The sequence below is a fragment of the Streptomyces sp. NPDC002537 genome (assembly GCF_053594975.1).
Map to the genome: position 1 here is coordinate 25,651 of NZ_JBSFWT010000037.1, position 24,038 is coordinate 49,688.

General features: G+C 73.5%; 21 protein-coding genes. 13 read left to right on the forward strand and 8 right to left on the reverse strand.

All coding sequences use genetic code 11. The annotated features are described in order from the left end of the window. Nucleotides 1-55: 55 nt before the first annotated feature. Nucleotides 56-790, forward strand: coding sequence for an aminoacyl-tRNA hydrolase (locus ACWD4A_RS18440; protein WP_451195041.1), 735 nt, complete (start codon nucleotides 56-58; stop codon nucleotides 788-790). 45 nt (nucleotides 791-835) lie between these two features. Then, nucleotides 836-2,113 carry a hypothetical protein gene (locus ACWD4A_RS18445; protein WP_451195043.1) on the forward strand — a complete coding sequence of 426 codons (1,278 nt, stop codon included), beginning with the start codon at nucleotides 836-838 and terminating at the stop codon, nucleotides 2,111-2,113. A 58-nt stretch (nucleotides 2,114-2,171) separates the two neighbouring features. Here the strand turns inward: ACWD4A_RS18445 and ACWD4A_RS18450 are convergent, their stop codons facing one another. Then, a complete protein-coding gene (locus tag ACWD4A_RS18450; protein ID WP_451195045.1) occupies nucleotides 2,172-4,193 on the reverse strand; it encodes a transglycosylase domain-containing protein in 2,022 nt (673 codons plus the stop codon). Nucleotides 4,194-4,408: 215 nt separating this feature from the next. Here ACWD4A_RS18450 and ACWD4A_RS18455 point away from each other — a divergent pair, with 215 nt between their 5' ends. After that, nucleotides 4,409-4,816 carry a BlaI/MecI/CopY family transcriptional regulator gene (locus ACWD4A_RS18455; protein WP_451195047.1) on the forward strand — a complete coding sequence of 136 codons (408 nt, stop codon included), beginning with the start codon at nucleotides 4,409-4,411 and terminating at the stop codon, nucleotides 4,814-4,816. On the opposite strand, the gene ACWD4A_RS18460 is transcribed toward ACWD4A_RS18455, so the two are convergent. The 4 genes from ACWD4A_RS18460 to ACWD4A_RS18475 form a co-directional block, all read right to left on the reverse strand. Continuing rightward, on the reverse strand, nucleotides 4,788-6,614 hold the full coding sequence (locus ACWD4A_RS18460; protein WP_451195049.1) for a phospholipase C: 1,827 nt from the start codon (nucleotides 6,612-6,614) through the stop codon (nucleotides 4,788-4,790). The two genes, ACWD4A_RS18455 and ACWD4A_RS18460, sit on opposite strands and share 29 nt — an antisense overlap. A gap of 21 nt (nucleotides 6,615-6,635) precedes the next feature. Further along, complete coding sequence (gene efeB / locus ACWD4A_RS18465) at nucleotides 6,636-7,886, reverse strand: iron uptake transporter deferrochelatase/peroxidase subunit (RefSeq protein WP_451195050.1); 1,251 nt, start codon at nucleotides 7,884-7,886, stop codon at nucleotides 6,636-6,638. After that, nucleotides 7,883-9,034 carry an EfeM/EfeO family lipoprotein gene (locus ACWD4A_RS18470; RefSeq protein ID WP_451195052.1) on the reverse strand — a complete coding sequence of 384 codons (1,152 nt, stop codon included), beginning with the start codon at nucleotides 9,032-9,034 and terminating at the stop codon, nucleotides 7,883-7,885. Before ACWD4A_RS18470 ends, efeB begins: the two co-directional genes overlap by 4 nt. A gap of 391 nt (nucleotides 9,035-9,425) precedes the next feature. Then, nucleotides 9,426-10,151 (reverse strand): nuclease-related domain-containing protein, encoded by a 726-nt coding sequence (locus ACWD4A_RS18475; RefSeq protein WP_451195054.1) that lies wholly within the window; start codon nucleotides 10,149-10,151, stop codon nucleotides 9,426-9,428. 363 nt (nucleotides 10,152-10,514) lie between these two features. On the opposite strand from ACWD4A_RS18475, the gene ACWD4A_RS18480 reads away from it, so the two are divergent. The 4 genes from ACWD4A_RS18480 to ACWD4A_RS18495 all read left to right on the forward strand — a co-directional run bounded on the left by ACWD4A_RS18480 (nucleotide 10,515) and on the right by ACWD4A_RS18495 (nucleotide 14,996). Next, complete coding sequence (locus ACWD4A_RS18480) at nucleotides 10,515-11,288, forward strand: DUF4142 domain-containing protein (RefSeq protein WP_451195056.1); 774 nt, start codon at nucleotides 10,515-10,517, stop codon at nucleotides 11,286-11,288. A gap of 5 nt (nucleotides 11,289-11,293) precedes the next feature. After that, entirely contained in the window at nucleotides 11,294-12,334 is a 1,041-nt protein-coding gene (locus tag ACWD4A_RS18485) for a DUF1996 domain-containing protein (protein ID WP_451195057.1), read from the forward strand. Between the two features lie 108 nt (nucleotides 12,335-12,442). Next, entirely contained in the window at nucleotides 12,443-13,264 is an 822-nt protein-coding gene (locus tag ACWD4A_RS18490; protein ID WP_451195059.1) for a TIGR04222 domain-containing membrane protein, read from the forward strand. A 130-nt stretch (nucleotides 13,265-13,394) separates the two neighbouring features. Beyond that, entirely contained in the window at nucleotides 13,395-14,996 is a 1,602-nt protein-coding gene (locus tag ACWD4A_RS18495; protein ID WP_451195060.1) for an alpha/beta hydrolase, read from the forward strand. A 59-nt stretch (nucleotides 14,997-15,055) separates the two neighbouring features. On the opposite strand, the gene hemQ is transcribed toward ACWD4A_RS18495, so the two are convergent. Continuing rightward, nucleotides 15,056-15,772 (reverse strand): hydrogen peroxide-dependent heme synthase, encoded by a 717-nt coding sequence (gene hemQ, locus ACWD4A_RS18500; RefSeq protein ID WP_451195061.1) that lies wholly within the window; start codon nucleotides 15,770-15,772, stop codon nucleotides 15,056-15,058. Nucleotides 15,773-15,782: 10 nt separating this feature from the next. Next, nucleotides 15,783-17,204: a protoporphyrinogen oxidase gene (gene hemG, locus ACWD4A_RS18505; protein WP_451195062.1), complete on the reverse strand. Its 1,422-nt coding sequence runs from the start codon at nucleotides 17,202-17,204 to the stop codon at nucleotides 15,783-15,785. A gap of 150 nt (nucleotides 17,205-17,354) precedes the next feature. Between hemG and ACWD4A_RS18510 the strand changes: the two genes are divergently transcribed. From ACWD4A_RS18510 to pcaG, 3 genes are all read left to right on the forward strand, one after another. Further along, a complete protein-coding gene (locus ACWD4A_RS18510; protein ID WP_451195063.1) occupies nucleotides 17,355-18,545 on the forward strand; it encodes a thiolase family protein in 1,191 nt (396 codons plus the stop codon). A 93-nt stretch (nucleotides 18,546-18,638) separates the two neighbouring features. After that, complete coding sequence (pcaH, locus tag ACWD4A_RS18515) at nucleotides 18,639-19,382, forward strand: protocatechuate 3,4-dioxygenase subunit beta (protein WP_451195065.1); 744 nt, start codon at nucleotides 18,639-18,641, stop codon at nucleotides 19,380-19,382. After that, nucleotides 19,383-19,940, forward strand: a complete 558-nt coding sequence (pcaG, locus tag ACWD4A_RS18520; RefSeq protein ID WP_451195067.1) for a protocatechuate 3,4-dioxygenase subunit alpha — start codon at nucleotides 19,383-19,385, stop codon at nucleotides 19,938-19,940. On the opposite strand, the gene hemE is transcribed toward pcaG, so the two are convergent. Continuing rightward, nucleotides 19,937-21,022, reverse strand: coding sequence for a uroporphyrinogen decarboxylase (gene hemE, locus ACWD4A_RS18525; RefSeq protein ID WP_451195069.1), 1,086 nt, complete (start codon nucleotides 21,020-21,022; stop codon nucleotides 19,937-19,939). The genes pcaG and hemE overlap by 4 nt on opposite strands. Nucleotides 21,023-21,112: 90 nt before the next feature. On the opposite strand from hemE, the gene ACWD4A_RS18530 reads away from it, so the two are divergent. From ACWD4A_RS18530 to ACWD4A_RS18540, 3 genes are all read left to right on the forward strand, one after another. Beyond that, the gene (locus tag ACWD4A_RS18530) at nucleotides 21,113-21,781 is read left to right on the forward strand and encodes a DUF3000 domain-containing protein (RefSeq protein WP_451195071.1); all 669 of its coding nucleotides are present in this window, start codon (nucleotides 21,113-21,115) and stop codon (nucleotides 21,779-21,781) included. A gap of 167 nt (nucleotides 21,782-21,948) precedes the next feature. After that, nucleotides 21,949-22,611 (forward strand): response regulator transcription factor, encoded by a 663-nt coding sequence (locus tag ACWD4A_RS18535; protein ID WP_116214433.1) that lies wholly within the window; start codon nucleotides 21,949-21,951, stop codon nucleotides 22,609-22,611. 100 nt (nucleotides 22,612-22,711) lie between these two features. Further along, a complete protein-coding gene (locus ACWD4A_RS18540) occupies nucleotides 22,712-23,989 on the forward strand; it encodes an HRDC domain-containing protein (protein WP_451195073.1) in 1,278 nt (425 codons plus the stop codon). The last annotated feature ends 49 nt before the right edge of the window (nucleotides 23,990-24,038 follow it).

The following is a 24,038-nucleotide window of genomic DNA, read 5'->3' on the forward strand; positions in this document are numbered from 1 at the left end:
GTCACGGTAACGGGCGCTGCCGCGCGCTTCCCGGGCTGCTGGCAGACTGGGGCGGGTGACCAGTGCTGACACCGCTTCCGACACCGCCTCCGTGGACCCCCGGGACGAGGCTCCCCAGTTCGTGCTGCCGCTCGTGGTGCGGATCGAGAAGGACGCGCCGCCGGCCCGTACGGACGCCCTGGAGACCGCGGCGCGGGCGGTGCTCGCGCTGCTGTCCGACGAGCGGTCCGGCACCGTCGACGGCGAGGACGGCGAGTGGGCGCGGGCCGTGCGGGACTGGCAGGACTCCCGGATCCGCAAGGTGGTGCGGCGGGCGCGCGGCGCGGAGTGGCGGAAGGCCTCGGCGCTGCCGGGCATCGCGGTGACCGGTGACCGAGCCGAGGTGCGGGTGTTCCCGCCTGTGCCGTTGGACGGCTGGCCCAAGGAGCTGGCGAAGCTCCAGGTGTCGGGCACGGACCTCGACGACGCCGAGCCCCCGGCCGCGCCGGAGGACGGGCTTCCGGTGCTGTGGCTGAACCCCGGGCTGGAGATGTCGGCAGGCAAGGCGATGGCGCAGGCCGGGCACGGCGCGCAGCTCGCGTGGTGGGCGCTGCCGGACGCGGAGCGCGAGGCCTGGCGCAAGAACGGGTTCGCGCTGGCCGTGCGGACGGCCGCCGCGGAGTCCTGGGCGGGGCTGGCGGGGAGCGGTCTGCCGGTGGTCCGCGACGCGGGGTTCACGGAGATCGCCCCCGGTTCGTGCACGGTGGTCGCGGATCACCCGGCCCTGCGGGGTTGTCCGAGCGACCTGTGATACTTGGCGCCAGAACATCTGTTGAGGGCGCCAGGGGGTAGGACGTTGTCGAAAAGGACCTTGCGGGGCACGACGGCTCTGGTCGCCGCGGGCACCGTGACCGCCCTCGCACTGGGGCTGTCGGCCTGCGACTCCGGCAAGAGCGACGACGCCAAGGGCCCCTCCCCGTCGGCCTCGGCGCCGACGCGGGACAAGGCGAAGAACGTTCCGGAGGACGGGGCCGAGCCGAGCGGGAAGCCCGAGGAGAAGTGGGACGGCAAGGTCCGTGTCCTCGGTGACGGTTCGACGTCCTACACCGGTCCGCAGCCGAACCAGCCGAAGCCGCAGAAGCTGAAGCCGGGCGAGAAGCCTCCGCAGTTCGTGGTGTTCTCCTGGGACGGCGCGCTGGAGGGCGACGACCACCAGCTCTCGCACTTCCGCGAGGTCGCCAAGGAGAACAACGCGAAGATGACGTTCTTCCTGAGCGGCATGTACCTGCTGCCGAAGTCGAAGTCGTCGCTGTACAAGCCCCCGCAGCACAAGCCGGGCGCGGCGGCGATCGACTTCGCCACGGACCCGCACATCAAGGACACCATCGAGCAGATCGGTGGCGCCTGGCTGGACGGCAACGAGATAGGCACGCACTTCAACGGCCACTTCTGCGGCGCCAAGGGCGGCGGCGACTGGAGCCCGGCGGAGTGGAAGAGCGAGATAGAGCAGTCCTACTCCTTCGTGGAGAACTGGAAGACGAACACCGGCCTGACGGACCTCCCGCCGCTGCCCTTCGACTACAAGAAGGAGCTGGTGGGCGGCCGCGCCCCCTGTCTGGAGGGACAGAAGACGCTGATACCGGCGGCGAAGCCGTTCGGCTGGCGGTACGACGCGAGTTCGCCCGGCGACTTCCAGATCTGGCCGTCCCAGATCCAGGGCATCTGGAACTTCCCGCTGCAGCTGCTGCCCTATCCGAAGAGCGAGAAGCAGGTCCTGTCCATGGACTTCAACTTCCTCTACAACCAGTCCGGTGACAACACCAAGGGCGATCCCGCGAAGTACGCGGAGTGGCGGAAGCTGACGCGCGACGGCTATCTGAACGGCTTCGAGCGGGTCTACAACGGCAGCCGGGCGCCGATGTTCGTGGGCAACCACTTCGAGGACTGGAACGGCGGCATCTACATGAAGGCCGTCGAGGACGTCGTGAAGTCGGTCTGCAAGCGGGACGGCGTCCACTGCGTGTCGTTCAAGCAGCTCGCCGACTGGCTGGACGTGCAGGACCCGAAGGTGCTGACGAAGCTGCGCGGGCTGGACCCGGCGCAGGCCCCGGACTGGTCGACGTTCGTCAAGTAGTCCGGCGCCGCCCCGCGCGGGCCGGGCGCCGGAACCGCGGTCCGGCGCCCGTACGGCCTCAGCGCAGTCCGGTCGTGTACCGGGTCCAGATGTCGATCGGGCAGGAGCTGCCGACGGCCGGCTTGGGCGCGCCGCCGAGGCCGTCGAGCGGGAGCAGCTCCTGTGTCTTCGGGTCGATGCGGGAGAGCGAGACGGCGGTCACGAGCTTGCCCCGGTAGCCCACGTACCAGGCCGACTTGTTGTTCGCCTCGGTGCCGGTCTTGCCCGCCGCGTCGGCCCCGGCGACCGCCGCGGAGGTCGCGCTGCCCTTCTTGACGGCGTCGTGCAGGGCGTCGTCGACGGCGCCCGCGACGCTCTGCGGAAGGACCCGTTCGGACGTCGGCTTCTCCACCTCGACGGCATTGCCGTTGCGGCTCAGCCGGTCCACGGAGTACGGCTCGCTGTGCAGGCCCCGGGTGGCGAACGTGCCGTACGCCCCGGCCATCCGGATGGCGCTGGGTGTGGTGTTGCCCAGCGAGAAGGCGGGCACCTTGGTGCCGAGGCTGTCGGCGAGCAGGCCGGTCCGCACGGCGGTGGCGCCGACCCGGTCGAACCCCACGTCCATGCCGAGCTGCAGCATCGGGGTGTTCACGGACTGGGCGACGGCGTCCCGCAGGCTGATCTTGCCCCACGATCTGCCGCCGTCGTTGGCACCCTTGACGATCTTCCCGGAGCGGTCCCAGTACGGGCCCTCCGGCGTCATCAGCGACACGTTGTGGTCGCCGTCGTAGACGGTGGAGGGGGACACGGGGGTGCGGGGCTTGTCGCGTTCGCGCTGGACGCCGTCGCCGAGGGCGGCGGCGTAGACGAACGGGGTGAAGGCCGTACCGGCGGGGACGACGGACGAGTTGGCGTCGTTGAAGCCCTGCTTGAGGTAGTCGGGGCCGCCGTGCAGGGCGACGATGCGCCCGTCCGTCGTGACCGAGGCCGCGCCGATGCGGACGTTCTTGTCGGCTTCCCGCTTCTCGGGGTCGAGCTTGCCCTGCACCTCCTCGACGGCCTTGTTGAGGGCGTCGACCTTCGGCTTCTCGAAGGTGGTGCGGATCTGGTAGCCGCCGAGGTCGAAGTCGTGGTCGGAGACCTCGGTGTGGGCGCTCACATAGGCGCGCGCGGTCTCGACGAGGTAGCCGGTCTGCCCGGTCAGCCCGGCGGGCTTCGGCGGTGCCTGCGGCTCGGGGAACGTCCTGTACCCGGCGCGCTCCTCCTTGGAGAGCTTGCCGATGGTGACCATGCGGTCGAGGATCCAGTTCCAGCGCTCCACGGCGCGCGCGTGGTTCTTGGTGCCGAGGGCGGGGTCGTAGAGCCCGGCGCCCTTGAGCAGCGAGGCGAGGAAGGCCCCCTCGCTCGCGTTGAGCTGGGAGACGTCCTTGCCGTAGTAGGCGTGGGCGGCGCGCTGGATGCCGTAGGTGCCGCGCCCGAACCAGCTGGTGTTGAGGTAGCCCTCCAGGATGTCGTCCTTGGACATCCTGTTGTCCAGCTTGATGGCGATGAACATCTCCGTGAACTTGCGGGAGAAGGTCTGCCGCTGGTTGAGGTAGGCGTTCTTGACGTACTGCTGGGTGATCGTGGATCCGCCCTGGGTGCTGCCGCCCGTGACCATCCTGGTGACCGCCCGCGTCATCCCGCTGACCGAGATGCCGCTGTCGGAGTAGAAGGTCTCGTTCTCGGCGGCGAGCGCCGCCCAGCGCACCTTCTCCGGGATCTTCTCCAGGGCGGTGTCCTGCCGGTTGATCTCGCCGGTGCGGGCCATCTCGGTGCCGTCGGCCCAGTAGTAGACGTTGTCCTGCTGGGTCGCGAAGGCGTTGAGGTCGGCGGGTATCTCCGTCCGGACGTACATGATCGCCACCAGGGCGGTGAGCAGCCCCCCGGCGGACAGGGAGAGCCCCAGCGTCTGGCGCCACGACGGCACCCAGCGCCGGAAGCCCTGCCGCCCCGGGCGGGGGTAGGCCGGGCGCAGCCTGCGCTTGCGGGGGGCGGCGCGCCTCCGGCGTGCCGGTGCGGCGTGGTTCCGGGCGTGCGCGCCTTTTCGTCGTTCGAACACCGCTCGACCCTACGACGGGTCGGGTGGTGGAGGCACGAAAGATGTCCGTGGATTCCTGTGGATTCCGAATCAGGCGTCCTGTTCGGGTACCGTATCGTTTTTACAGCTCTGTAAAAGCAGTAGATCTTGGGTCGTATCCCCTGAGAACCCCCTGAGGATTCCCTGAGAACCCCCGGGATCAGCAGCCTTGAGAACAGCAGAAGGACACCGCCCGCATGGACACAGCCACACCGAGCACCGTGGTGCACCAGCGCCACGGCCGACGCCGCGCGAACGGGGCGCTGGAGGGCGAGGTGCTCGCCGCGCTGCAGCGGGCGGAGGGCCCGCTGACGCCGCGCGAGGTCCAGGGCCGGCTGGCGGGTGAGCTCACCTACAGCACGGTGGTGACGATCCTGTCCCGGCTGCACGGCAAGGAGGTGCTGTCGCGCACGCCGCGGGGGCGGGCGTACGCGTACGCGCCGGTGACGGACGAGGCCGGGCTGGCGGCGCGGCGCATGCGGAAGATCCTGGACGGGATGGCGGACCGGGAGGTCGTGCTGACCCGCTTCGTCGCGGATCTGCCGCCCGCCGACGAGGCACTCCTCCGCTCTCTCTTCACGAGCGCTTTCCTCCCGGCCCGCTGAGGCGGCGCGGCTTCGGCCCGTCCTGGGAGCGCCGCAGGGCCAGCCATGCGACCGCACCGGTGGCCGCGGCGCCGCCCGCCAGCCAGCCGACCGGCGGCCCGTCTCCGTCCCTGTCCCCGTCCTCTCGCGAAGGCGCACCCGGCGGGCCCGCGTCGCCCTCCGCCACCGCCGGTCTCACCGACCCGTCCGCGTTCAGCAGGACCTTCCCCGGGTGCGGGTGCGCGAAGTCGAACATGTTGAGCAGGGTGCCCGCGCGGTCGTCGAAGGACGAGCCGCCGATCCTGGCCGTCCGCCAGTTCCACTCGATGAACTTGAGGATCGAGGTCTGCTCGGTCGGGGTGTGGTCGACGGTGTTGACCTTGCTGTAGGGGGAGAGCAGCAGCAGCGGCAGCCGTGGGCCGGGGCCGCAGCGGTCGGCGAAGCCGCCGGCGGGCGCGGGGCCCGTGCGGCAGGCCGGGCTGTCGACGGGCCGGCCCTTGGGGCCCTTGGCGCCGTCGCGCGAGCCGTTGAGCGGCTTCGCGTAGACGTGGTCGTACCAGCCGTCGGAGTCGTCGTAGGCGATCACGACGGCGGTGTTCCGCCACTCCGGCGCGCTCTGGATCCGGTTGAGCCACTCCACCAGGAAGTGCTGTTCGTCGAGGGGGTCGGAGTAGCCCGCGTGGCCGTCCTGGTAGGCGGGGGCCTTGAGGAAGCTCACGGCGGGCAGCCGTCCGGCGCGCAGGGCCGCGTCGAAGTCGGTCAGGTCGTACTGGTGGTTGGCCCGCCCGGCGTGGCCGATCTCGGCGACGGACCGCGGCGGCAGGTGGTGCGGGTTCGCTGTCGACGCGTAGTACTGGAACGGCTGGTGGTGCGGGCTGTAGTCGATCACCCGCGCGCCGCCGACGTTGGCGTGCGCGGTGCCGGAGCACTTCGCGTAGTGGCCGCGCCGCCCGTCCCAGGGGGTGCTGGGCCGGAAGCCGCCCTGGAACCAGCCCCAGGAGACGCCCTCCTCGTCGAGCCGGTCGCCGATGTTCGCCCCCTTGAGGGCGGCCAGCGGGCTGCGGGCGGTGTGGTCCTCGCCCGAGCAGTCGTCGTACGCGGGGTCCGGGTCGTCGACGATCGTGCCCACGCCCTCGGCGTCGGGCGAGGCCACGGCGTACGGGTCGGGCTTCGCGGTCCGCTTCGGGTGCTCGGTGCCGGACGCGGGGTCGGTGGAGAACACCCCGTGGGTCCGGCCGGAGACGAGGTTGATCGCGCCGGGCGTGGACGGCCCGTAAGTGGTGCCGAACGACCGGTCGTTCATGCTGAAGTGCTGGGCGTAGTTCCACAGGGCGGTGACGGTGTTCCCGTCGTAGTAGTCCATGACCAGGCCGGGCTCGCCGAACAGCTTGCCGGAGCACTTGCCGGAGTCGGTGTTCTGGACGAACGCGTCGGACCGGCCGCCGTGGGCCGCGTACTGCTCGGGGCTGTAGGAGTGGTTCTGGTCGCAGGTCATGGCCTGGTGCGGGGTGAGCCGTTTCGGCGCGTACTGGTTGGGGTTCCTCTTCAGCAGTCCCGCGGTGCGCAGGTTGTCCACGTGGGCGGGGGTGGCGCGGGCGGGGGCGAAGGGGGTGCCGTCGGTGTTGGCGGCCTTGGGGTAGGTGGCGAAGTAGTGGTCGAAGGAGATGTTCTCGTCGAAGACGACCACCAGGTGCTCGACGGGCGACGCGGTGTCCGCGGCGCGCGGCGCGGCGGGGCCGGCCGGTGCCACGGTCAGCGCGACGGCGCCGAGGGCGGCTACGGCGGCCGGGCACCGGGTGACTGTGCCGTTACGGGCCATGGGGGCTCCCACTCTCGTGCATCAGGTCTCGTCCATCAGGGCGCGGCCGTACCAGTCCGCGCCGTCCCGCACCCCGGGCAGGGCGAAGAAGTAGCCGCCGCCGAAGGGGGTGACGTAGTCGGTCAGCGGCTCGCCCGCCAGGCTCCGCTGGACGGTCGCGAACTGCCGCCGGAGGTCCTGCTGGTAGCAGCAGAAGAGCAGCCCCATGTCGAGGTTGCCGTTGGCGTCGGTCCCCCGGTCGTAGTTGTACGAGCGGCGCAGGAGCCGCCGGTCCGCGGTGCCGGGGGTGCGCGGGCCCGCCAGCCGGATGTGGCTGTCGAGCGGGATCACGTCGCCCTTGGGGTCGTGGGTGTAGCGCGGCGTGTCCGATTCCCGGTCGCCGTCGAGCGGTGCCCCGGTGTCGCGGGCGCGGCCGATGACGCGCTCCTGTTCGGCGAGGGAGATCCGGTCCCAGAACTCGACGAGCATGCGGATCAGGCGCACCACCTGGTAGCTGCCGCCGGTCGTCCAGCGGGGTTCGCCGGAGTGGGCGCCGGTCCAGACGAGACGGTTCATCAGGCGGGGGTCGCGGGGGTCGGGGTTGGCGGTGCCGTCCTTGAAGCCGAGGAGGTTGCGGGGGGCGCCGGAGGGGCGGGGCGGGGCGGTGAAGCCGTCGAGCCGCCAGCGGACCTGGAGGCCGCCGCGGGTGTGCCGGGTCAGGTCGCGGAGGGCGTGCAGCACGGTGTCCGCGCTGTCGGCGCACAGCTGGACGCCGAGGTCGCCGTGGCACCAGGCCGGGTCGAGGTCGTCGTCCGGGAAGGACGGCATGGTCCGCAGCAGGCGGGGGGCGCAGGCGGACAGCCCGAAGCGGCCGTCGAAGAGAGAGGCACCGACGCCCACGGTGACACGGAGCCCGCCGTCGGCGGGGACGTCCGGCCCGAGGAGGCCGGAGTCGGGAGGCGGTCCGGTGATGCCGACCGGGTCCGGGGTGCCCCCGGCCGTCAGGAAGCGGGCCCGCCCGGTGAGCGTGCGCAGCAGCTCGGTGAGTTCGCCGCGGCCCTCGGCGGTGACGTCGAACGCCGTGAAGGCCGTGCTGCGGGCGGGCGGGGAGAGGACGGCGGCCTGGTGGGCGCCGTGGAAGGGGAAGCGGGTGGCGTACGGGGGCGCGCCGGTGGCGGCGCCGCGCGCGGGCGGAACGCCGGGGCCGCCGGCCACCGCTCCGCCGATGCCCGCCGCGGCGCCCTGCAGCAGGGTGCGCCGCCGTGGCGGCCCGGTCCGCGGTGTGCCGGTCACGGTGTCCTCCGGGGTTCGCAGAGCGTCGCGACGGATGCCAGACGCTCCGTCAGGTCGCCGATGGCGGCGTCGATCTTCTCGCGGTCGGCGCGGCCGAGCCGGGCGAGCGGGGTCCAACGGTGCGGGGTCCAACGGCCCGGACCGGTACGGCCCGCGGCCGGGCCGTACCGGTCCAGGAGATCCGCGGCGCGGTCGAGGCGCCGGTCGAGGACGGCCGCGCCGGGGTAGCGGCCGCGCAGGAGGGGGCGCAGGCGGTCGAGGACGGCGCGGGTGCCGTCGAGGTTGGCGCGGGCGGTGGCGAGGCCGCTCCCGCTGCCGTGGTCGGTCCGGCCGGTCAACTCGTGCTGCAGGGTGTCCTCCAGGATCTCGTGGGCGCGCCGTCCCAGGTCGGCGGGGTCCATCCGGGTCAGCTCCCAGGAGTCGCGCAGCGCGTGGACGTCGACGGCGAGGCGGTGCGCGGCGCGGCGCAGGGCGGGCCCGCGCTCGCCGTGCCACAGGCCGTGCTCGACGCGGTGGAAGCCGGTGAAACCCGGGTCGCGCACTCCGCCGGGGAGCCCGGCCGCGGTGCCGTCGACGGCGCGGCCGGCGTCGCCGAAGGCGCCGTACGCGGCGCCCAGCCGCCCGTAGGCGAGGTGGGCGGGGAGCCAGGCCGCGCGGGCGGCGGCCGGATCGCCGCTGTCGACAGCCGTGCGCAGGGCGTCCGTCGCGGTCACGAGCCCGGCCATCCGCTCGCCGACCCAGCGCTGGTAGTCCAGGGTGAGCGGGATCAGGTCGTCGCGGGTCACGGGCACGGCCGCGGGACCGCCGCCCCCTCCGGTGCCGGGAATCCGGACGGCGGGGCCGGTGACGGGGTCCGCGTCGTCGGGCAGGCAGACGAACGCGTACGCGCCCGGCCCGAGCCGGGCCGTGAACGTCCTGTGCGTGCCCGGCGCGATCCCTTCCACTTCGCCGTGGACGGCGCCGGTCGCGGCGTCCACGAGACGGGCGTCGGCGGGGGTGGCGGAGGTGTTGCGCAGGACGAACATCTGCGGGCCGGGACGGAGGTGCGGCAGCCGGCCGTGACCGCAGTCGCCCGGTGCGACGTCGACGGTCTCCGGCCGCGGGCCGGCATCCGTGGGCGCCGCCGAGGCCACTGCCGTGCCGCTCAACAAGACGCACGTGACGGCCAGTGCCACACGCTGCCGGCGGCGGGCTGGTCTTGCGGCTGCGGTCCACCAGATCCGGTTCATCCGGCCTTTGAGGACAAGCGGCGCAGCCGCTTCGGGGGTCCGGGGGTCTCCCCCCACGCGGCGGAGCCGCACATCGGCACTGTCGGGAAGGGGCGGGGCCGGGGAGAAAGCAACCCGGCCCGCACCCGGTCGGTGGTCCGGGGCACCCGCAGCGGGGAGAAAGGACCGCCGGACACGGCGGGATCGCACGGTGGGGGGCTCCCTCCGGTCCGGGGTCGGGCGCGGCCCCGGCCATGCTCGCGCACGCGCCCCGTCGGCCGACGCCACCGCCCCCCGAAAGGGTGCGGGAATTCACCCGCCTGATGTCACGTCACGCCCAGAGCCAGACACGCCGGTTGCGGGCCACCGTGTGGACGCGGTCGGCCCGGCGCGGGTGCAGGGCCCCGCCGAGCGTGCCGAGCGCGGCCGTCTCCGTCTCCCCCAGCACCCGCACGTCGTCCAGCGACGGCGACACCTCCACGCTCTCGGCGCCCACGAACACCAGGACCGGCCGCACCTGGACGAGGAAGCCGCAGCCCCGTGACAGGACGAGCGAGGCCCGCGCGGTGTCGTGCCGGATCTCGCGGACGTACGGGCGCGGGTGCCGCTCCCGGGACACGTGGACCAGGTTCTCGCCGACCTGGATCCGGGCCTTGTGGGCGGCCTTGGCGGCGATGCCGAAGACTCCGCCGGGGCCTATGAGGAGGTGGGGGATGACCGAGTCGCCCGGCAGGACGATCGAGTGGACGACGTCCCAGCCGCCCGCCGTCAGCTCCTCCAGGGCCGTCCCGACGGCCTGTTCGGCGGCGAGCGCCCGCCGCCAGGTGTCCTCGACGGGCCGCCGCCCGAGACAGCGGGCGAGCAGCAGGGCGACAGGGCCGGTCCTGGAGGCGTCGAGCCGGGCGCGGAGCGTCTCGCCGGGGCGGTTGGGGGCGAGGTCGTCGTCGGGCGGCAGGAACAGCCGCTCCGGGTCGAAGCTCTTCCCGTTCGCGCGCTTCTTCCCGTCCCTGTTGCCGTCCCTGTTGCCGTCAGGGCTGCCGTCAAGCCGCTCGCGCACGCGCACCACCCCCACCCGCCATCTTGCCGCAGAAGCCGGGGAACCAACCCGCCCGGCGGCCCGTTGACCCGGTGAGGCCCCGCGACATCCCCCCGATCGCGGGGCCTCACCAGTGCCCGGCCGCGCGCACGCGGCCCCGGGGGGCGGAGCGCGGAACCGGCCACCGTACCAACAGCCCCATCGGGCACGGGCGGCCTTCCTCCCGCAGTGACGCAGCCCACATTCGCGCACCGTGCTCCGGGAACGGGGTAAAGGTCCAGGCCAGGTGGTGGTTCCAGGGCCGGGCCGGGCGGGCGGCTCCGCCGAACTCCCTTGCGGATCACCGCGGAGGGCCTACCGTGCGGTGCCGCACGAGGAGGCATCATGCGATCGTTCACCGGCACCGGTCTGGTCGTCACCGCGCTCACGGCGACCGTCGCCGCGCTGCTCTTCCCCCTCTGGTCGTACCGCGACCGCGCGAACACGGGGACCGTCGACCTCACCGCCGGGTCCGTGGCCACGCCGTTCGGCCCGCTGTCGGCGCTCGACCGCGACTTCGTGGAGCGCGTCCGGCTGGCGGGGCTCTGGGAGCTGCCCGCCGGGCAGCAGGCGGAACAGCGCGGCACCACGGCCGCCGTGCGACGGGCGGGCGAGCACCTGGTCGAGGGCCATACGGTGCTCGACCGGCACGTCCGCGACGTCGCGGCCCGGCTCGGCGTCGATCTGCCCAGCAGGCCCAACGCGCAACAGCAGCGGTGGCTGGCCCGGCTCGACGCCGCGCACGGCGCCGCGTACGACCGGGAGTTCACCAACATCCTGCGGCTCGCGCACGGCACGGTCTTCACCGTCGTCGCCCAAGTGCGGGCCACCACGCGCAACTCCGCGGTGCGGGAGCTGGCCGACGACGCGAACACCACCGTCCTCGACCACATGAAGGTGCTGGAGGACACCGGGCTGGTCGACTTCGACGCCGTCGCGGCCGGCACGAAACCCGGGCAGCCGCCCGCCCCGGCCACGCCCGGCACCCGGCCCGCCGCCACCTTCCCGCTCCCCCCGGCCGCCACCCGGCCCGAACAGTCCCCCACGTCCCCCACACCCTCCGCGTCCCCCACGTCCCCCACCGTCCCTTCCGGCACGACACCACCGGAGAAGAAGTGAGCCCCATGCCCGTCCGTCACCGCCGCAGGCTCGGCACCACCCACCTCGTCCTCATCGCGTTACTCGCGCTGCTCGGCTCGGCGGCCACGTTCGCCGCCGTCACCGGCAGTGCCTCCGCCCACCCCGACGACACCTCGCCCAGCGTGACACCCGCCACTGACAGTCACGTCCACGCGGGCCCCGTCACCGCCGACTTCGCCGACATCCGCAGCGCGCCGCCCGCCCCGCGCGCCCCCCGGGACCTGCCGGGCGCCTCCACCGGTACATTCACCACCCGGTGCGGCCGCAACGAGAACGGCCACCGCAACCCCGACAACTTCATCGTCACGCCCGGCGTCACCAACGGCGCCCACCACCTCCACGACTACGTCGGCAACCTCTCCACGGACGCCTTCTCCACCGACCGGTCGCTGCGCGCGGCGGGCACGACCTGTTCCCAGGGCGACAGGTCGACATACTTCTGGCCCGTCCTGCGCGTGCTGGGCAAGGCCTCCGAGGGGCGGCGGGAGGCCGACCGGGCCAACCCCGGACGCGTCCTCGTCCCGGACAGCGTCGGCCTGGCCTTCCACGGCAGCCCGGTCTCCGGGGTCGCCCCGATGCCGGACGCCCTGCGGGTGATCACCGGTGACGCGAAGGCTCTCACCAATGGGACGGCCGATGCCCGCGCCCGGTGGACCTGCACCGGCTTCACGGACCGCGCCCTCGTGGACAAGTACCCGCTGTGCCCGGCGGGCAGCCGGGTGATGCGGCTGCTGGACTTCCCCAGCTGCTGGGACGGACGGCGGACCGACAGTCCCGGCCACCGCGCCCACATCGGCTTCCCCGACGCCTCGACGGGCCGCTGCGCCCGGGGGTCCACGCCCGTGCCCCGGCTGCGGATGACCCTGACCTACACCGTGCCCCGGGGTCCGGTCTACGCGGTCGACAGCTTCCCCGAGCAACTCCGCAAGCCCGTCACGGACCACGCCGACTTCGAGAACGTGATGCCGCGCGCGCTCATGGAGACCGCCGTGCGCTGCATCAACACGGGCCGCCGCTGCGGCTGATGACCCGTCGATCCGCATGGCGCATATCGGCCGCATACCAGCCGCATATCGACCACATGGCGAAACGACCGATGGCGGGAACGCGTGACGGTCGAGTACACATCCTGTATGTGGGTCATCCTCCTGCTCGTCGCCTGGGCCTCGGCGGTCCTCACCTGCGGCCGCCTCTGCCTCGCCGCGACGGCCGCGGCGCAGGTCCCCGAGCGCGCCGCGGCCGGCGCGCGGCCGCGGACGCTGACGCTGTACGAAGCGGCCTTCCTGGCCGGCGGCCCGCACCGGGTCACCGACCTCGCGCTGGTCACGATGGGCCGGCAGCGCCGGGTGCTGCTGGCCCACACCGGCTGGGCGACGGTCGTCGACCCGGTCGGCCGGGACGAGTTGGAGCGCTCGGTGATCACCGCGATCGGGCCGGGCGGCCAGTCCACCGTGCCCGAGGTGCGGGCCGCGCACGCCGCCGCCGACGCCGTACGGGCGCTCGCCAACCGGCTGACCGCAGCCGGGCTCGCGGTGCCCGCCCCGGCCCGGACGGACGTGTCGGCGGCGGTCCGTCACGTGCGCGGCGCCTGCGCCCTGATCCTGCTGACCGGCGCCACGGCCGTGCTGCTGATGCCGCCGGAGACGGGCCGGGGGCAGGTCGCGGCCTGGTTCTCGCTGCCGCTGGTCCTGACGACGGCCTGTCTCGCGATCGCCCGCGTCGAGATCCACCCCTACACGCGCTGGGCCTCGCCCGCCGGACAGGAACTGCTGGGCCACCTCTCCACCGGACTGCCCGGCCGGAGGCGGCGGGCCGCCCACAAGGACACCTACGGCACCGACGACGCCGACGACACGGGGCTGCTGACCGCGCTCGCCATAAAGGGGCGCAAGGCGCTCACCGACCCCGCGCTGCGCTCCGCCCTGGCCGCCACCCTGCGCGACCACCGTTACTGACCCGGCGTCACCTTCCCCGCTGGGCCCATCGTGCCCAATGCGACCGACACCGGGCGTCGGTGCTGTACTTCACCAACCACCGGACAGATTATCCCTTTTGTCGTAATTTCACGCCGCGAAGGGATGTCCCGTGAGATCAGCAGCCTTGTACGGAGCCCTCGGATCCCTGGTCCTCACCGCGCTCACGGCGGCCCCCGCACCGGCCGACGGCATCGACCTGGCGCGCCCGCCGGGCGGCCGTGCCGAGGCCTTCGGCGCGATGCTCGCCGCACGGCAGGCCGCCGCCAGGGGCGTCCGCTTCGGCGCGTGCCCCACCGTCGAGCAGCTGCCCGCCCCCGTGCAGTGCGGCACCGTCTCCGTCCCCCTGGACTACGCGCACCCCGAGGGCAAGCACATCGGACTCACCGTCAGCCGCGTCCGGTCCACCGGCACCGCCGCCGAGCGCCAGGGCGCGCTGGTCTACAACCCCGGCGGGCCGGGCGGCACCGGCATGTGGTTCCCGCTGCTCACCGGGGTCCGGCAGTGGCAGGCGACGGCCAAGGCGTACGACTTCGTCGGCTACGCGCCCCGCGGCGTGGGCCGCTCGGCGCCGCTGTCCTGCGCCGAACCGACCCGCTTCGCCAAGGCCCCCAGCCAGGCGCCGGAGCACCCCACGGAGGCGTACAAGAAGCAGCGGATCGCCGAGGCCAAGGCGTACGCGCAGGGCTGCGCCCGCCGGGGCGGGCAGGACCTGCAGTACTTCACGAGCCTCAACAACGCCCGCGACCTGGACGTCCTGCGCGCCGCGCTCGGGGAACGGAAGCTCACCTACATGGGGGCCTCCTACGGCACGTACTTCGGCGCGCTCTACGCCACGCTGTTCCCCGGCCACGTGCGCCGCATGGTCTTCGACAGCATCGTCGACCCCGCCCCGCGGAAGATCTGGTACGAGAGCAACCTCGCCCAGTCCGCGGCCTTCGAGACGCGCTGGGGCGACTGGCGCCGCTGGGTGGCCAAGCACGACGCCGTCTACCACCTGGGGCGCACGCCGCAGCAGGTGGCCGCCTCCTACGAACGGGCCCGGCAGCGGCTCGCCCGCAGGCCCGTGGGCGGCAAGATCGGCCCGGGAGAGCTGCAGGCGTCCTTCCTCCAGGTCGGCTACAGCGACAGCCACTGGGCGAAGAACGCCGACGCGCTGGCCACCTACCTGCGCGGTGACGACAAGGCGCTGCGCGCCCTCGCGCTGCCCAACCCGGCGGCCGCGGGGGCGGGCGAGAACTCCAACGCCGTCTACACGGCCGTCGAGTGCAACGACTCCCCGTGGCCGCGCTCGTGGCCGGTGTGGGACCGGGACAACACCCGGCTCGCCCGCCGGGCGCCGTTCGAGACCTGGCAGAACGCCTGGATGAACCTGCCGTGCGCCTTCTGGACCGCGCACCAGCAGCGGGCGGTCGAGGTCGGCGCGGCCCGGCACGCGCTGCCGCCGACGCTGCTGCTGGCGGCGGAGCGGGACGCGGCGACACCGTACGAGGGCGCGCTGGAGCTCCACCGGCGGCTGCCCGGCTCGTCGTTGGTCACCGAGCGGGGCTCGGGCACGCACGGCATCGCGTTCGGGCCCAACGCGTGCGTCAACGCCCATGTGCAGACGTACCTGCTGACGGGTTCCGTGCCCGCGCGGCGCACCTGGTGCGGCCCCCGGGCCGAACCCGCGGCGACGGCGGCGGGCGGCAAGGCCAACATCACGCTGGGCTGACAACGCGAACGCCGGGCGGGCCGGTCCTCCGGCCCGCCCGGCGTTCCCGTTCCGGGGACCTACGCGAGGTCCCCGATCAGCTCCGCGACGGCCTTGCGGCGGCCCGTGTAGAACGGGACCTCCTCGCGGACGTGCATACGCGCCTCGGAGGCCCGCAGGTGACGCATGAGGTCGACGATCCGGTAGAGGTCGTTCGCCTCGAAGGCGAGGATCCACTCGTAGTCGCCGAGCGAGAAGGAGGCGACCGTGTTGGCGCGCACGTCCGGGTAGCCGCGCGCCATCTTGCCGTGGTCCGCGAGCATCCGGCGGCGGTCCTCGTCGGGCAGCAGGTACCAGTCGTAGCTGCGGACGAAGGGGTAGACGCTGACGTAGTCGCGCGGCGTCTCGTCGGCGAGGAACGCCGGGATGTGCGACTTGTTGAACTCCGCGGGGCGGTGCAGCGCCATGTTCGACCACACCGGCTCCAGGGTGCGCCCGAACTTCGTGCGGCGGAAGCGGTTGTACGCGTCCTGGAGGGCGTCCGCGGTCTCGGAGTGCCACCAGATCATCACGTCGGCGTCGGCGCGCAGGCCCGAGAGGTCGTACGTGCCGCGGACGGTGACGTCCTTCTCGGCGAGCTGCGCGAACAGCTCCTCCACCTCGTCGGCGTAGCCGGACCGGTCCTGGGGGAGGACGTCGCGGAGCTTGAACACCGACCAGAGGGTGTAACGGATGACCTCGTTGAGGTCCTTGGCCTTCTTGCCGGCGTTCGGAATCTTCTCGGGGGCGTCAGTCATGTCCCTATTGTCACTCGCGGCCGTCGGCGCCTTCCGGCAGGGTCCCGAGAACCTCGTCGGCGGCCCGGTGCCCGCTGGAGACGCAGGCCGGGATGCCCACGCCGTCGTAGGCTGCGCCGCACACCCGCAGCCCCGGAACGGCGGCGACGTGCGCACGGACCCGGGCCACCCGGTCGAGGTGCCCGACGGGGTACTGCGGCAGCCCGCCGTGCCACCGGTCGACCCGGCTCGCCACAGGGGACGCCGCCAGGCCGACGGCGTCGCCGAGGTCCTTGAGCGACATCGATACCAGCTCGGAATCCTCGCGCTTCAGATCGTCCTCGTCGCCGAACCGCCCGATCGAGGTACGCAGCACGAAGAGTTCCGGGTCGGCGTCGGCGTTCCAGCGCCACTTGTTGGTGGAGAACGTGGACGCCTTGATCTTCCGGCCGTCGACGGGCGGTACGAGGAAGCCGCTGCCGTGCGGCAGCCCTTCGACGTCCGAGCGGCGGAAGGCCATGGTCACCAGGGCCATGGACGCGTACTCGACGGCCGCGAGCTCCGCGGCCGCGGCGGGCGCGGGACCGTCCAGGAGGCGGGCCGCGGGGCCCGCCGGGAGGGCGACGACGAGGGCGTCCGCCGTCAGCGTCCCGGAGTCCAGGGCGATCCGCCAGCCGTCGGTCCCGCGGGCGATGCCGCGCACCGGGGTGTCCGTGCGGATCTCGCCGCCCGCCGCGCGCACGGCGTCCGCGACGGCGAGCGGCAGCCGTCCGATGCCGCCCTCGATCCCCATGAAGACCGGCCCCGCCTGCCGGGGGGCGGCGGCAGCCCGCTCCTGGGCCGCGCGCACGCCCTCGATCAGCGAGCGGTGGGCACGGGCGAGCTCGAAGAGCTGCGGCACGGCCGCGCGCATCGAGATGCGGTACGGGTCGCCCGCGTAGACGCCGCCGAGCAGGGGCTCCACCAGCCGGTCCACGACCTCGCGGCCCATGCGGGCGGCCACGTACGCGCCGATCGCGACGTCGTCGCCGACCTCCGTGCGCGGCAGTTCGCGGTCGCGGGCGACCCGGGCGAGGCCCTCCTCCGAGAGCACCCCGGACGCGGCGAGCGGAGCGAGGTCGCCGGGCACGCCCATCATGTGCCCCTTGGGCATGGGCCGCAGGCCGCCGCGCGTCCAGATGCCCGCCGTGGCGGTGGCGGGCGGCTGGAGCCGGTCCGCGAGGCCGACGGCACGGGCCAGTTCGACCGCCTCCGGCCGCCGGGCCAGCATCGATTCGGCGCCCAGGTCGACGGGCACCCCGGCGATCTCCCCCACGCGGAGCTTGCCGCCGAGGCGGCCGGACGCCTCCAGGAGCGTGACCCGGGCACCGCCCGTCACCAGCCGGTGGGCCGCCGCCAGCCCGGAGATGCCGCCGCCGATGACCACCACGTGGTGCCTGGGAGTGTCGCTCATGCTCCCACTCTCTCAAACGCTCCCCGGGGGCCCGGTTCCGGGCCGTTGACAGCGGAAGGCGGCGGTCCGAGACTCGTCACGACTTCGATCGTGAACGACAGTTCATCGGGCGGACGCCCGAGGGAGCGCCCGACAACCTACGGAGCGGCCATGACCCTCGTCCGGGATGTGTTCGTCGTCGACGCCGTACGCACTCCGGTCGGCAAGTACGGCGGAGCGCTGTCCTCCGTGCGCCCCGACGACCTCGCGGCCCATGTCGTCCGGGCCCTGGTCGGCCGGTCGCCCGGCCTGGACCCGGCCCGCGTCGACGACGTGGTGCTCGGCAACGCCAACGGCGCCGGCGAGGAGAACCGCAACGTGGCCCGCATGGCGGTGCTGCTGGCCGGGCTGCCCGTGACCGTGCCCGGCGTGACCGTCAACCGGCTGTGCGCGTCCGGCATGGAGGCGGTGGTGCACGCCTACCGCGCCGTCGCCCTCGGGGACGCGTCGGTGGTGGTCGCGGGCGGCGTCGAGTCGATGAGCCGCGCCCCCTACGTGCTGCCGAAGGCCGAACGGGCCTTCCCCACAGGGCACCAGGAGCTGTATTCGACGACCCTGGGCTGGCGGATGACCAACCCGGACATGCCGGCGCGGTGGACGGTCCCGCTGGGCGAGGGCGCCGAGCTGATCGCCGACAAGCACGGCATCTCCCGGGAGCGGCAGGACGCCTTCGCGCTCGCCAGCCACCGGAAGGCGGCGCGGGCGTGGAAGGAGGGCGCGTACGACGCGGAGGTCGTGCCGCTGCCGGATGTCGTCCTGCCCCGCGACGAGACCATCCGGGACAACACCTCCGCCGAGGCCCTCGCCCGGCTCAAGCCGTCCTTCCGCAGGGAGAACGGCACGGTCACGGCGGGCAACTCCTCGCCGCTGAACGACGGCGCCGCGGCGCTGCTGCTGTGCGACGAGGAGGGGCTGCGGGAGACGGGCCGCGAGCCGCTGGCGCGGATCAGGGCCTCCGCCGTCACGGGCATCGAACCGGACCTCTACGGCCTCGGGCCCGTCGAGGCGGTGCGGCGCGCCCTCGCCAAGGCGGGGCGCGCCTTCGCGGACCTGACGCACTTCGAGCTCAACGAGGCGTACGCCGCGCAGGTGTTGGGGTGCTTCGAGGAGTGGCCGGAGCTCGATCCGGACGTGGTCAATCCGCGGGGCGGCGCCATCGCGATCGGCCATCCTCTGGGCTGTTCTGGCGCCCGGCTGACGGGCTCGGTCGCCCACCAGCTGGCGGCGGCCGGTTCGGGTACGGGGCTGGCGGCGCTGTGCGTCGGGGTGGGGCAGGGCCAGGCGCTGGTCCTCGAACGCTGAGCCCGCCGGCTGGCCGGTATCGGTCCATGGACGCCGCCCACCAAGCCGGTCGGCCGGTCAGCAGGGATCACCCGGGACACCGCGGGGTAGGGGATGCCCATGGCAGCAGAACCCCTCCAGGAACAGCTGAGCCGTGAGACCTCCGACTTCCCCGACCTCGCCGACGGCCTGCCCGCGGGCGGGTCCGCCCCCTATCGCGGGCCCGTGCAGCGGCACCCCGCCCGGCCCCTCGTCCCCGTCGTACCGGACGCCGTCGAACTGACCGGCCCCGTCTTCGGCCCGGCCGACGTGGGCCCGCTGGACTCCGACCTGACCCGGCAGCACCGCGGCGAGCCGCTGGGCGAGCGCATCACCCTCTCGGGCCGGGTGCTGGACCGGCACGGCCGGCCGGTGCGCGGCCAGCTCGTCGAGGTGTGGCAGGCCAACGCCGCGGGCCGCTACGCGCACGAGGCCGACCGGCACGCCGCGCCGCTCGACCCGAACTTCACCGGTACGGGCCGCTGCCTCACCGACGACGAGGGCCGCTATCACTTCACGACCGTGCGCCCCGGCGCATACCCCTGGGACCACGACGGCAACGCGTGGCGCCCGCCGCACGTGCACTTCTCGCTCTTCGGCACGGCGTTCACCCAGCGCCTCGTCACCCAGATGTACTTCCCGGGCGATCCACTGCTGCCGTACGACGCGCTCTGGCGGGCCATCGCCGACCCGGGCGCGAGGGCCGGCGTGATCGCCGCGTACGACCCCGCGCTCAACTGCCCCGAGTGGTCGCTCGGCTACCGCTGGGACATCGTCCTGGACGGGCCCGCCGCCACTCCGTCCGAAGGGGGCCGCTGAATGTCCGCGCCCGTCACTCCCTCGCAGACCATAGGCCCCTTCTACGGCCACGCCCTCCCCGTGGCGGGCGGCGGCGAACTGGCGCCCGCCGGGCACCCGGACACCGTCACCGTGCACGGGTACGTGTACGACGGCGAGGGCGCGCCTGTCACCAACGCGCTGCTGGAGTTCTGGCAGGCGGCACCGGACGGCTCGCTCCGGGGCGCGCCGGGGAGCCTCCACCGCGACGGGACCGCGTTCACGGGCTTCGCCCGCGTCACGACCGGCCGGGACGGCCACTTCGTCCTGCGGACGCTGTTGCCGGGGGGCGTGCCCTATCTGGCCCTGTGCGTCTTCGCGCCGGGGCTGCCCCGGCACCTGTTCACACGCGCCTATTTCTCCCTGCCAGAGGACGACGTACTGCTGTCGTCCCTGCCGGCCGACCGCCGGACGACGCTCCTCGCCGTGCCGGACCCGGGGGCACACCGGGCGTACCGTTTCGACGTCCGGTTGCGAGGCGAACGCGAAACGGTGTTCCTGGAGTTCTCTCCCGGCCCCGGGGCGGGGCGGAGCGACTAACGCGCCGTCTGCGTGTGGACGTAGTCGACGAGGCGGGTGAGGGCGTCCGGGTCCGTGGTGGGGAGGACGCCGTGGCCGAGGTTGAAGACGTGGCCCTCCAGGCCGCGCGCCGCGTCGAGCACCTCGCGGGTCTTCGTCTCGACCGCCTCGCGGCCGGCGAAAAGGACTGCCGGGTCCAGGTTGCCCTGGAGCGCCTTGCCGGGGCCGACCCGGCGGGCCGCCTCGTCCATGGGGACGCGCCAGTCGGCGCCGACGACGTCCGCACCGGCCTCGCCCATGAGACCGAGCAGCTCACCGGTGCCGACGCCGAAGTGGATGCGCGGCACACCGTGACCGGCGACGGCGTCGAAGACCTTGGCGGAGGCGGGCATGACGGAGCGGCGGTAGTCCGCGGGGGCGAGCGCGCCGACCCAGGAGTCGAAGAGCTGCACCGCGGAGGCCCCGGCCTCGATCTGCACCTTCAGGAAGGAGGCGGTGATGTCGGCGAGCCGGTCGAGGAGGTCGGCCCACAGCTCCGGGTCGCCGTACATGAGCGCCTTGGTGTGCTCGTGGTTGCGCGAGGGCCCGCCCTCGACCAGGTAGCTGGCCAGGGTGAAGGGCGCGCCGGCGAAACCGATGAGCGGGGTGGCGCCGAGCTCGGCGGTGAGCATGCCGATGGCCTCGGTGACGTACGGCACGTCGGAGGCGTCGAGCGGGCGGAGCCGGTCGAGGTCGGCACGGGTGCGGATCGGCTCGGCGACGACCGGGCCGACGCCCTGCTCGATGTCGAGGTCGATGCCGATGGCCTTCAGCGGGACGACGATGTCGCTGAAGAAGATCGCGGCGTCGACGTTGTGCCGCCGGACCGGCTGGAGCGTGATCTCCGTGACGAGGTCGGGCCGCATGCAGGACTCCAGCATGGGGATGCCCTCGCGGAGCTTGCGGTACTCCGGCAGCGACCGGCCGGCCTGTCGCATGAACCAGACCGGGGTGTGCGGCACGGGCTCGCGTCGGCACGCCCGCAGGAACGCGGAGTCGTACGCCGCGGTGCGGCCGGTCTGCTGCTGGCTGGCGGGCTGGCTGGGCTCCCTGCGCTCACTCATGCCCCAAATCTTCGCACGGGCCGAACGAGTGACCCGCCCATGTGGGTGTCCTACCCGGAACGGGGCCACCTTCCGCCTAGTCTTCCGGGCATGGCTGCGGCGCAGGGACACCTCTCGGACGGTCCGGACGACGCGGACGGGGAGGACACCCCGTCCGTCTTCCGGCAGGCGGTCGCGGGGCTCCAAGGGGTGCGCCTGCGGCCGGAGATCGAACTGGACGCGACCCCGCCGCCCCAGCGGCTCGCCCCGTACTCGTACGCGCTGGAGGCCGCGGTCGTCGTGGACGACGAGGAGCTGGCGGACGGGCGGCTGATCCTGCTGCACGACCCGGCGGGGCACGAGGCGTGGGGCGGCACGTTCCGCCTGGTGACCCTGGTGCACGCCGACCTGGAGCCGGAGATGGCGGCGGACCCGCTGCTGCCGGAGGTGTGCTGGTCCTGGCTGACGGGCGCGCTGGAGGCCCGCCGGGTGCCGTACGGGGCGCCGAGCGGGACGGTGACCCGGGCGAGCTCGCACTACTTCGGGGGACTGCAGGACCGGGAGCCGTCGACCCGGATCGAGATCAGGGCGTCGTGGTCGCCCACGGAACCGCCCGCGAGCCTCGCCAAGCAGGCCGGTGAGGGCGGTGTGCCGGACACCGCGGCACACCTCGCCGCATGGTGCGACCTGCTCTGCCAGATCGCGGGCCTGCCGCCCGGCGGGGCGCCGGAAGCCGGGGTGGTGACGCTCCCCCAGCGCCGCGATCCACAAAGTCGTTGACCAGTCAACCGTCTGAATTGCCCGAATTGTTACTCATCAATTCGTGATCATTCCCTAAAGCCGGGACGCTTCGGTGCCGAAGAGGCTTGTGACCCTTCCCATACGGATCGCCCCGGCTTACCCCCCACGCCGGCACCCGTCCCCCGCCACTCCCCCCTGGAGGCTTGGTGTCCGTTCTCCTCGAGCAACCTGCGAGCCTCGCCTATCGCCCGAACAAACCGACGGCCATGGTCGTCGTCGCCGATCCCCGCGTCCGCTCCACCGTCACCCGCCACCTGTGGGCGCTCGGGGTGAGAGACGTGATCGAGGCGTCGTCGATCGCGGAGGCCCGCCCCCGCGTCGGCAACCCGCGCGACATCTGCGTGGCCGATGTCCACCTCCCCGACGGCTCCGGGCTCACCCTTCTCTCCGAGACCCGCGCCGCGGGCTGGCCCAACGGCCTGGCCCTCTCCGCCGCGGACGACATCGGCGCCGTGCGCAACGCCCTCGCGGGCGGCGTCAAGGGCTACGTCGTCACCGGCACCCGCACCAACCTGGGCCTGCCCGGCCGCCCCGGCGCCGCGCCGATCGGCTCCGCCGCCGCGGCCCGGATGCACCGCCGCCCGCCCGGCGCGCCCGGCCACCCGGGCGGTTACCGCGAACTGTCCGGCCGTGAGGTCGAGGTGCTGCGACTGGTGGCGGAGGGCCAGTCCAACAAGGCCATCGGCGTCTCGATGGGGCTGTCCGCCCTGACCGTCAAGAGCCACCTCGCCCGGATCGCCCGCAAGCTCGGCACCGGCGACCGCGCCGGAATGGTCGCCGTGGCCCTGCGCACCGGCATCATCCACTGACCGCTCGCAACCGCCGTTCCGGGCCCCCGGAAATGGCACCACGCCCGTCGAGAGGACGTACCGTCGGCGGGCGCTTGCCATACACAGATACCCTTGACCGGTGACCGACGCCCAAGAGACCGCAGAAGACACGACACTGCGAACCCCCGGGGGCGCTCCCCCGGACGACGTCGATTCGGCGCCGATCCCCCTGCTGGAACCACGCGAAGGCATCCCGCCGGTCGTCGCTGACAACGATGCCCTGGCCGGAGTCGTCGCGGCGTTCGCCGCGGGCACGGGCCCCGTCGCCGTCGACGCGGAGCGCGCCTCCGGCTATCGCTACGGCCAGCGCGCCTACCTCGTGCAGCTGCGCCGCGAGGGTGCGGGTTCCACCCTGATCGACCCGGTCGGCTGCCCCGACCTCTCCGCGCTCGGCGATGCCATCGGCGACGCCGAGTGGGTGCTGCACGCGGCCACGCAGGACCTGCCGTGTCTGCGCGAGATAGGAATGACGCCGTCGCGGCTCTTCGACACGGAGCTGGCGGGACGGCTCGCCGGATTCGCGCGGGTGGGGCTCGGCGCCATGGTCGAGAACGTCCTCGGCTACGCCCTGGAGAAGGGCCACTCCGCCGTCGACTGGTCGACCCGCCCGCTGCCCGACCCGTGGCTGCGCTACGCCGCGCTCGACGTGGAGCTGCTCGTCGACCTGCGCGACGCGCTGGAGCGGGAACTGAACCGGCAGGGCAAGCTGGAGTGGGCCCACCAGGAGTTCGCGGCCATCGCCGCGGCGCCGCCCGCGCCGCCGCGCAAGGACCCGTGGCGCCGCACGTCCGGCATGCACAAGGTGCGGCGGCGCCGGCAGATGGCCGTGGTCCGTGAGCTGTGGACCGCTCGTGACCTGATCGCGCAGCGGCGCGACGTCTCGCCCGGCAAGGTGCTCGGCGACGCCGCGATCGTCGAGGCCGCGCTGAACATGCCGCCGAACGCGCACGCGCTCGCCGCGCTCCCCGGCTTCGGCCACCGTATGAGCCGCAAGCAGCTCGAGCAGTGGCAGGCGGCCGTCGACCGCGCCCGCGCGATCCCGGACGCCGAACTCCCGCAGCCCGGCCAGCCGCTGACCGGCCCGCCCCCGCCGCGCGCGTGGGCGGACAAGGACCCCGCGGCGGCGGCGCGCCTCTCGGCGGCCCGCACGACGGTGTCGGAGCTGGCGGAGCGGCTCACCATGCCGCAGGAGAACCTGATCGCGCCGGACACGGTGCGGCGCCTGTGCTGGGAACCGCCGAAGGCGGCGACGGAGGAATCGGTCGCGGAGTTCCTCACCTCCCACGGCGCCCGCCCCTGGCAGGTGGAACAGGTGACTCCGGGCCTGGTGACGGCTCTGAAGGCACCAGCGGCCTGATCCGCACACCGGACGGGTCGGAACGACGGGCTGAATTGCTGCCGAGCGC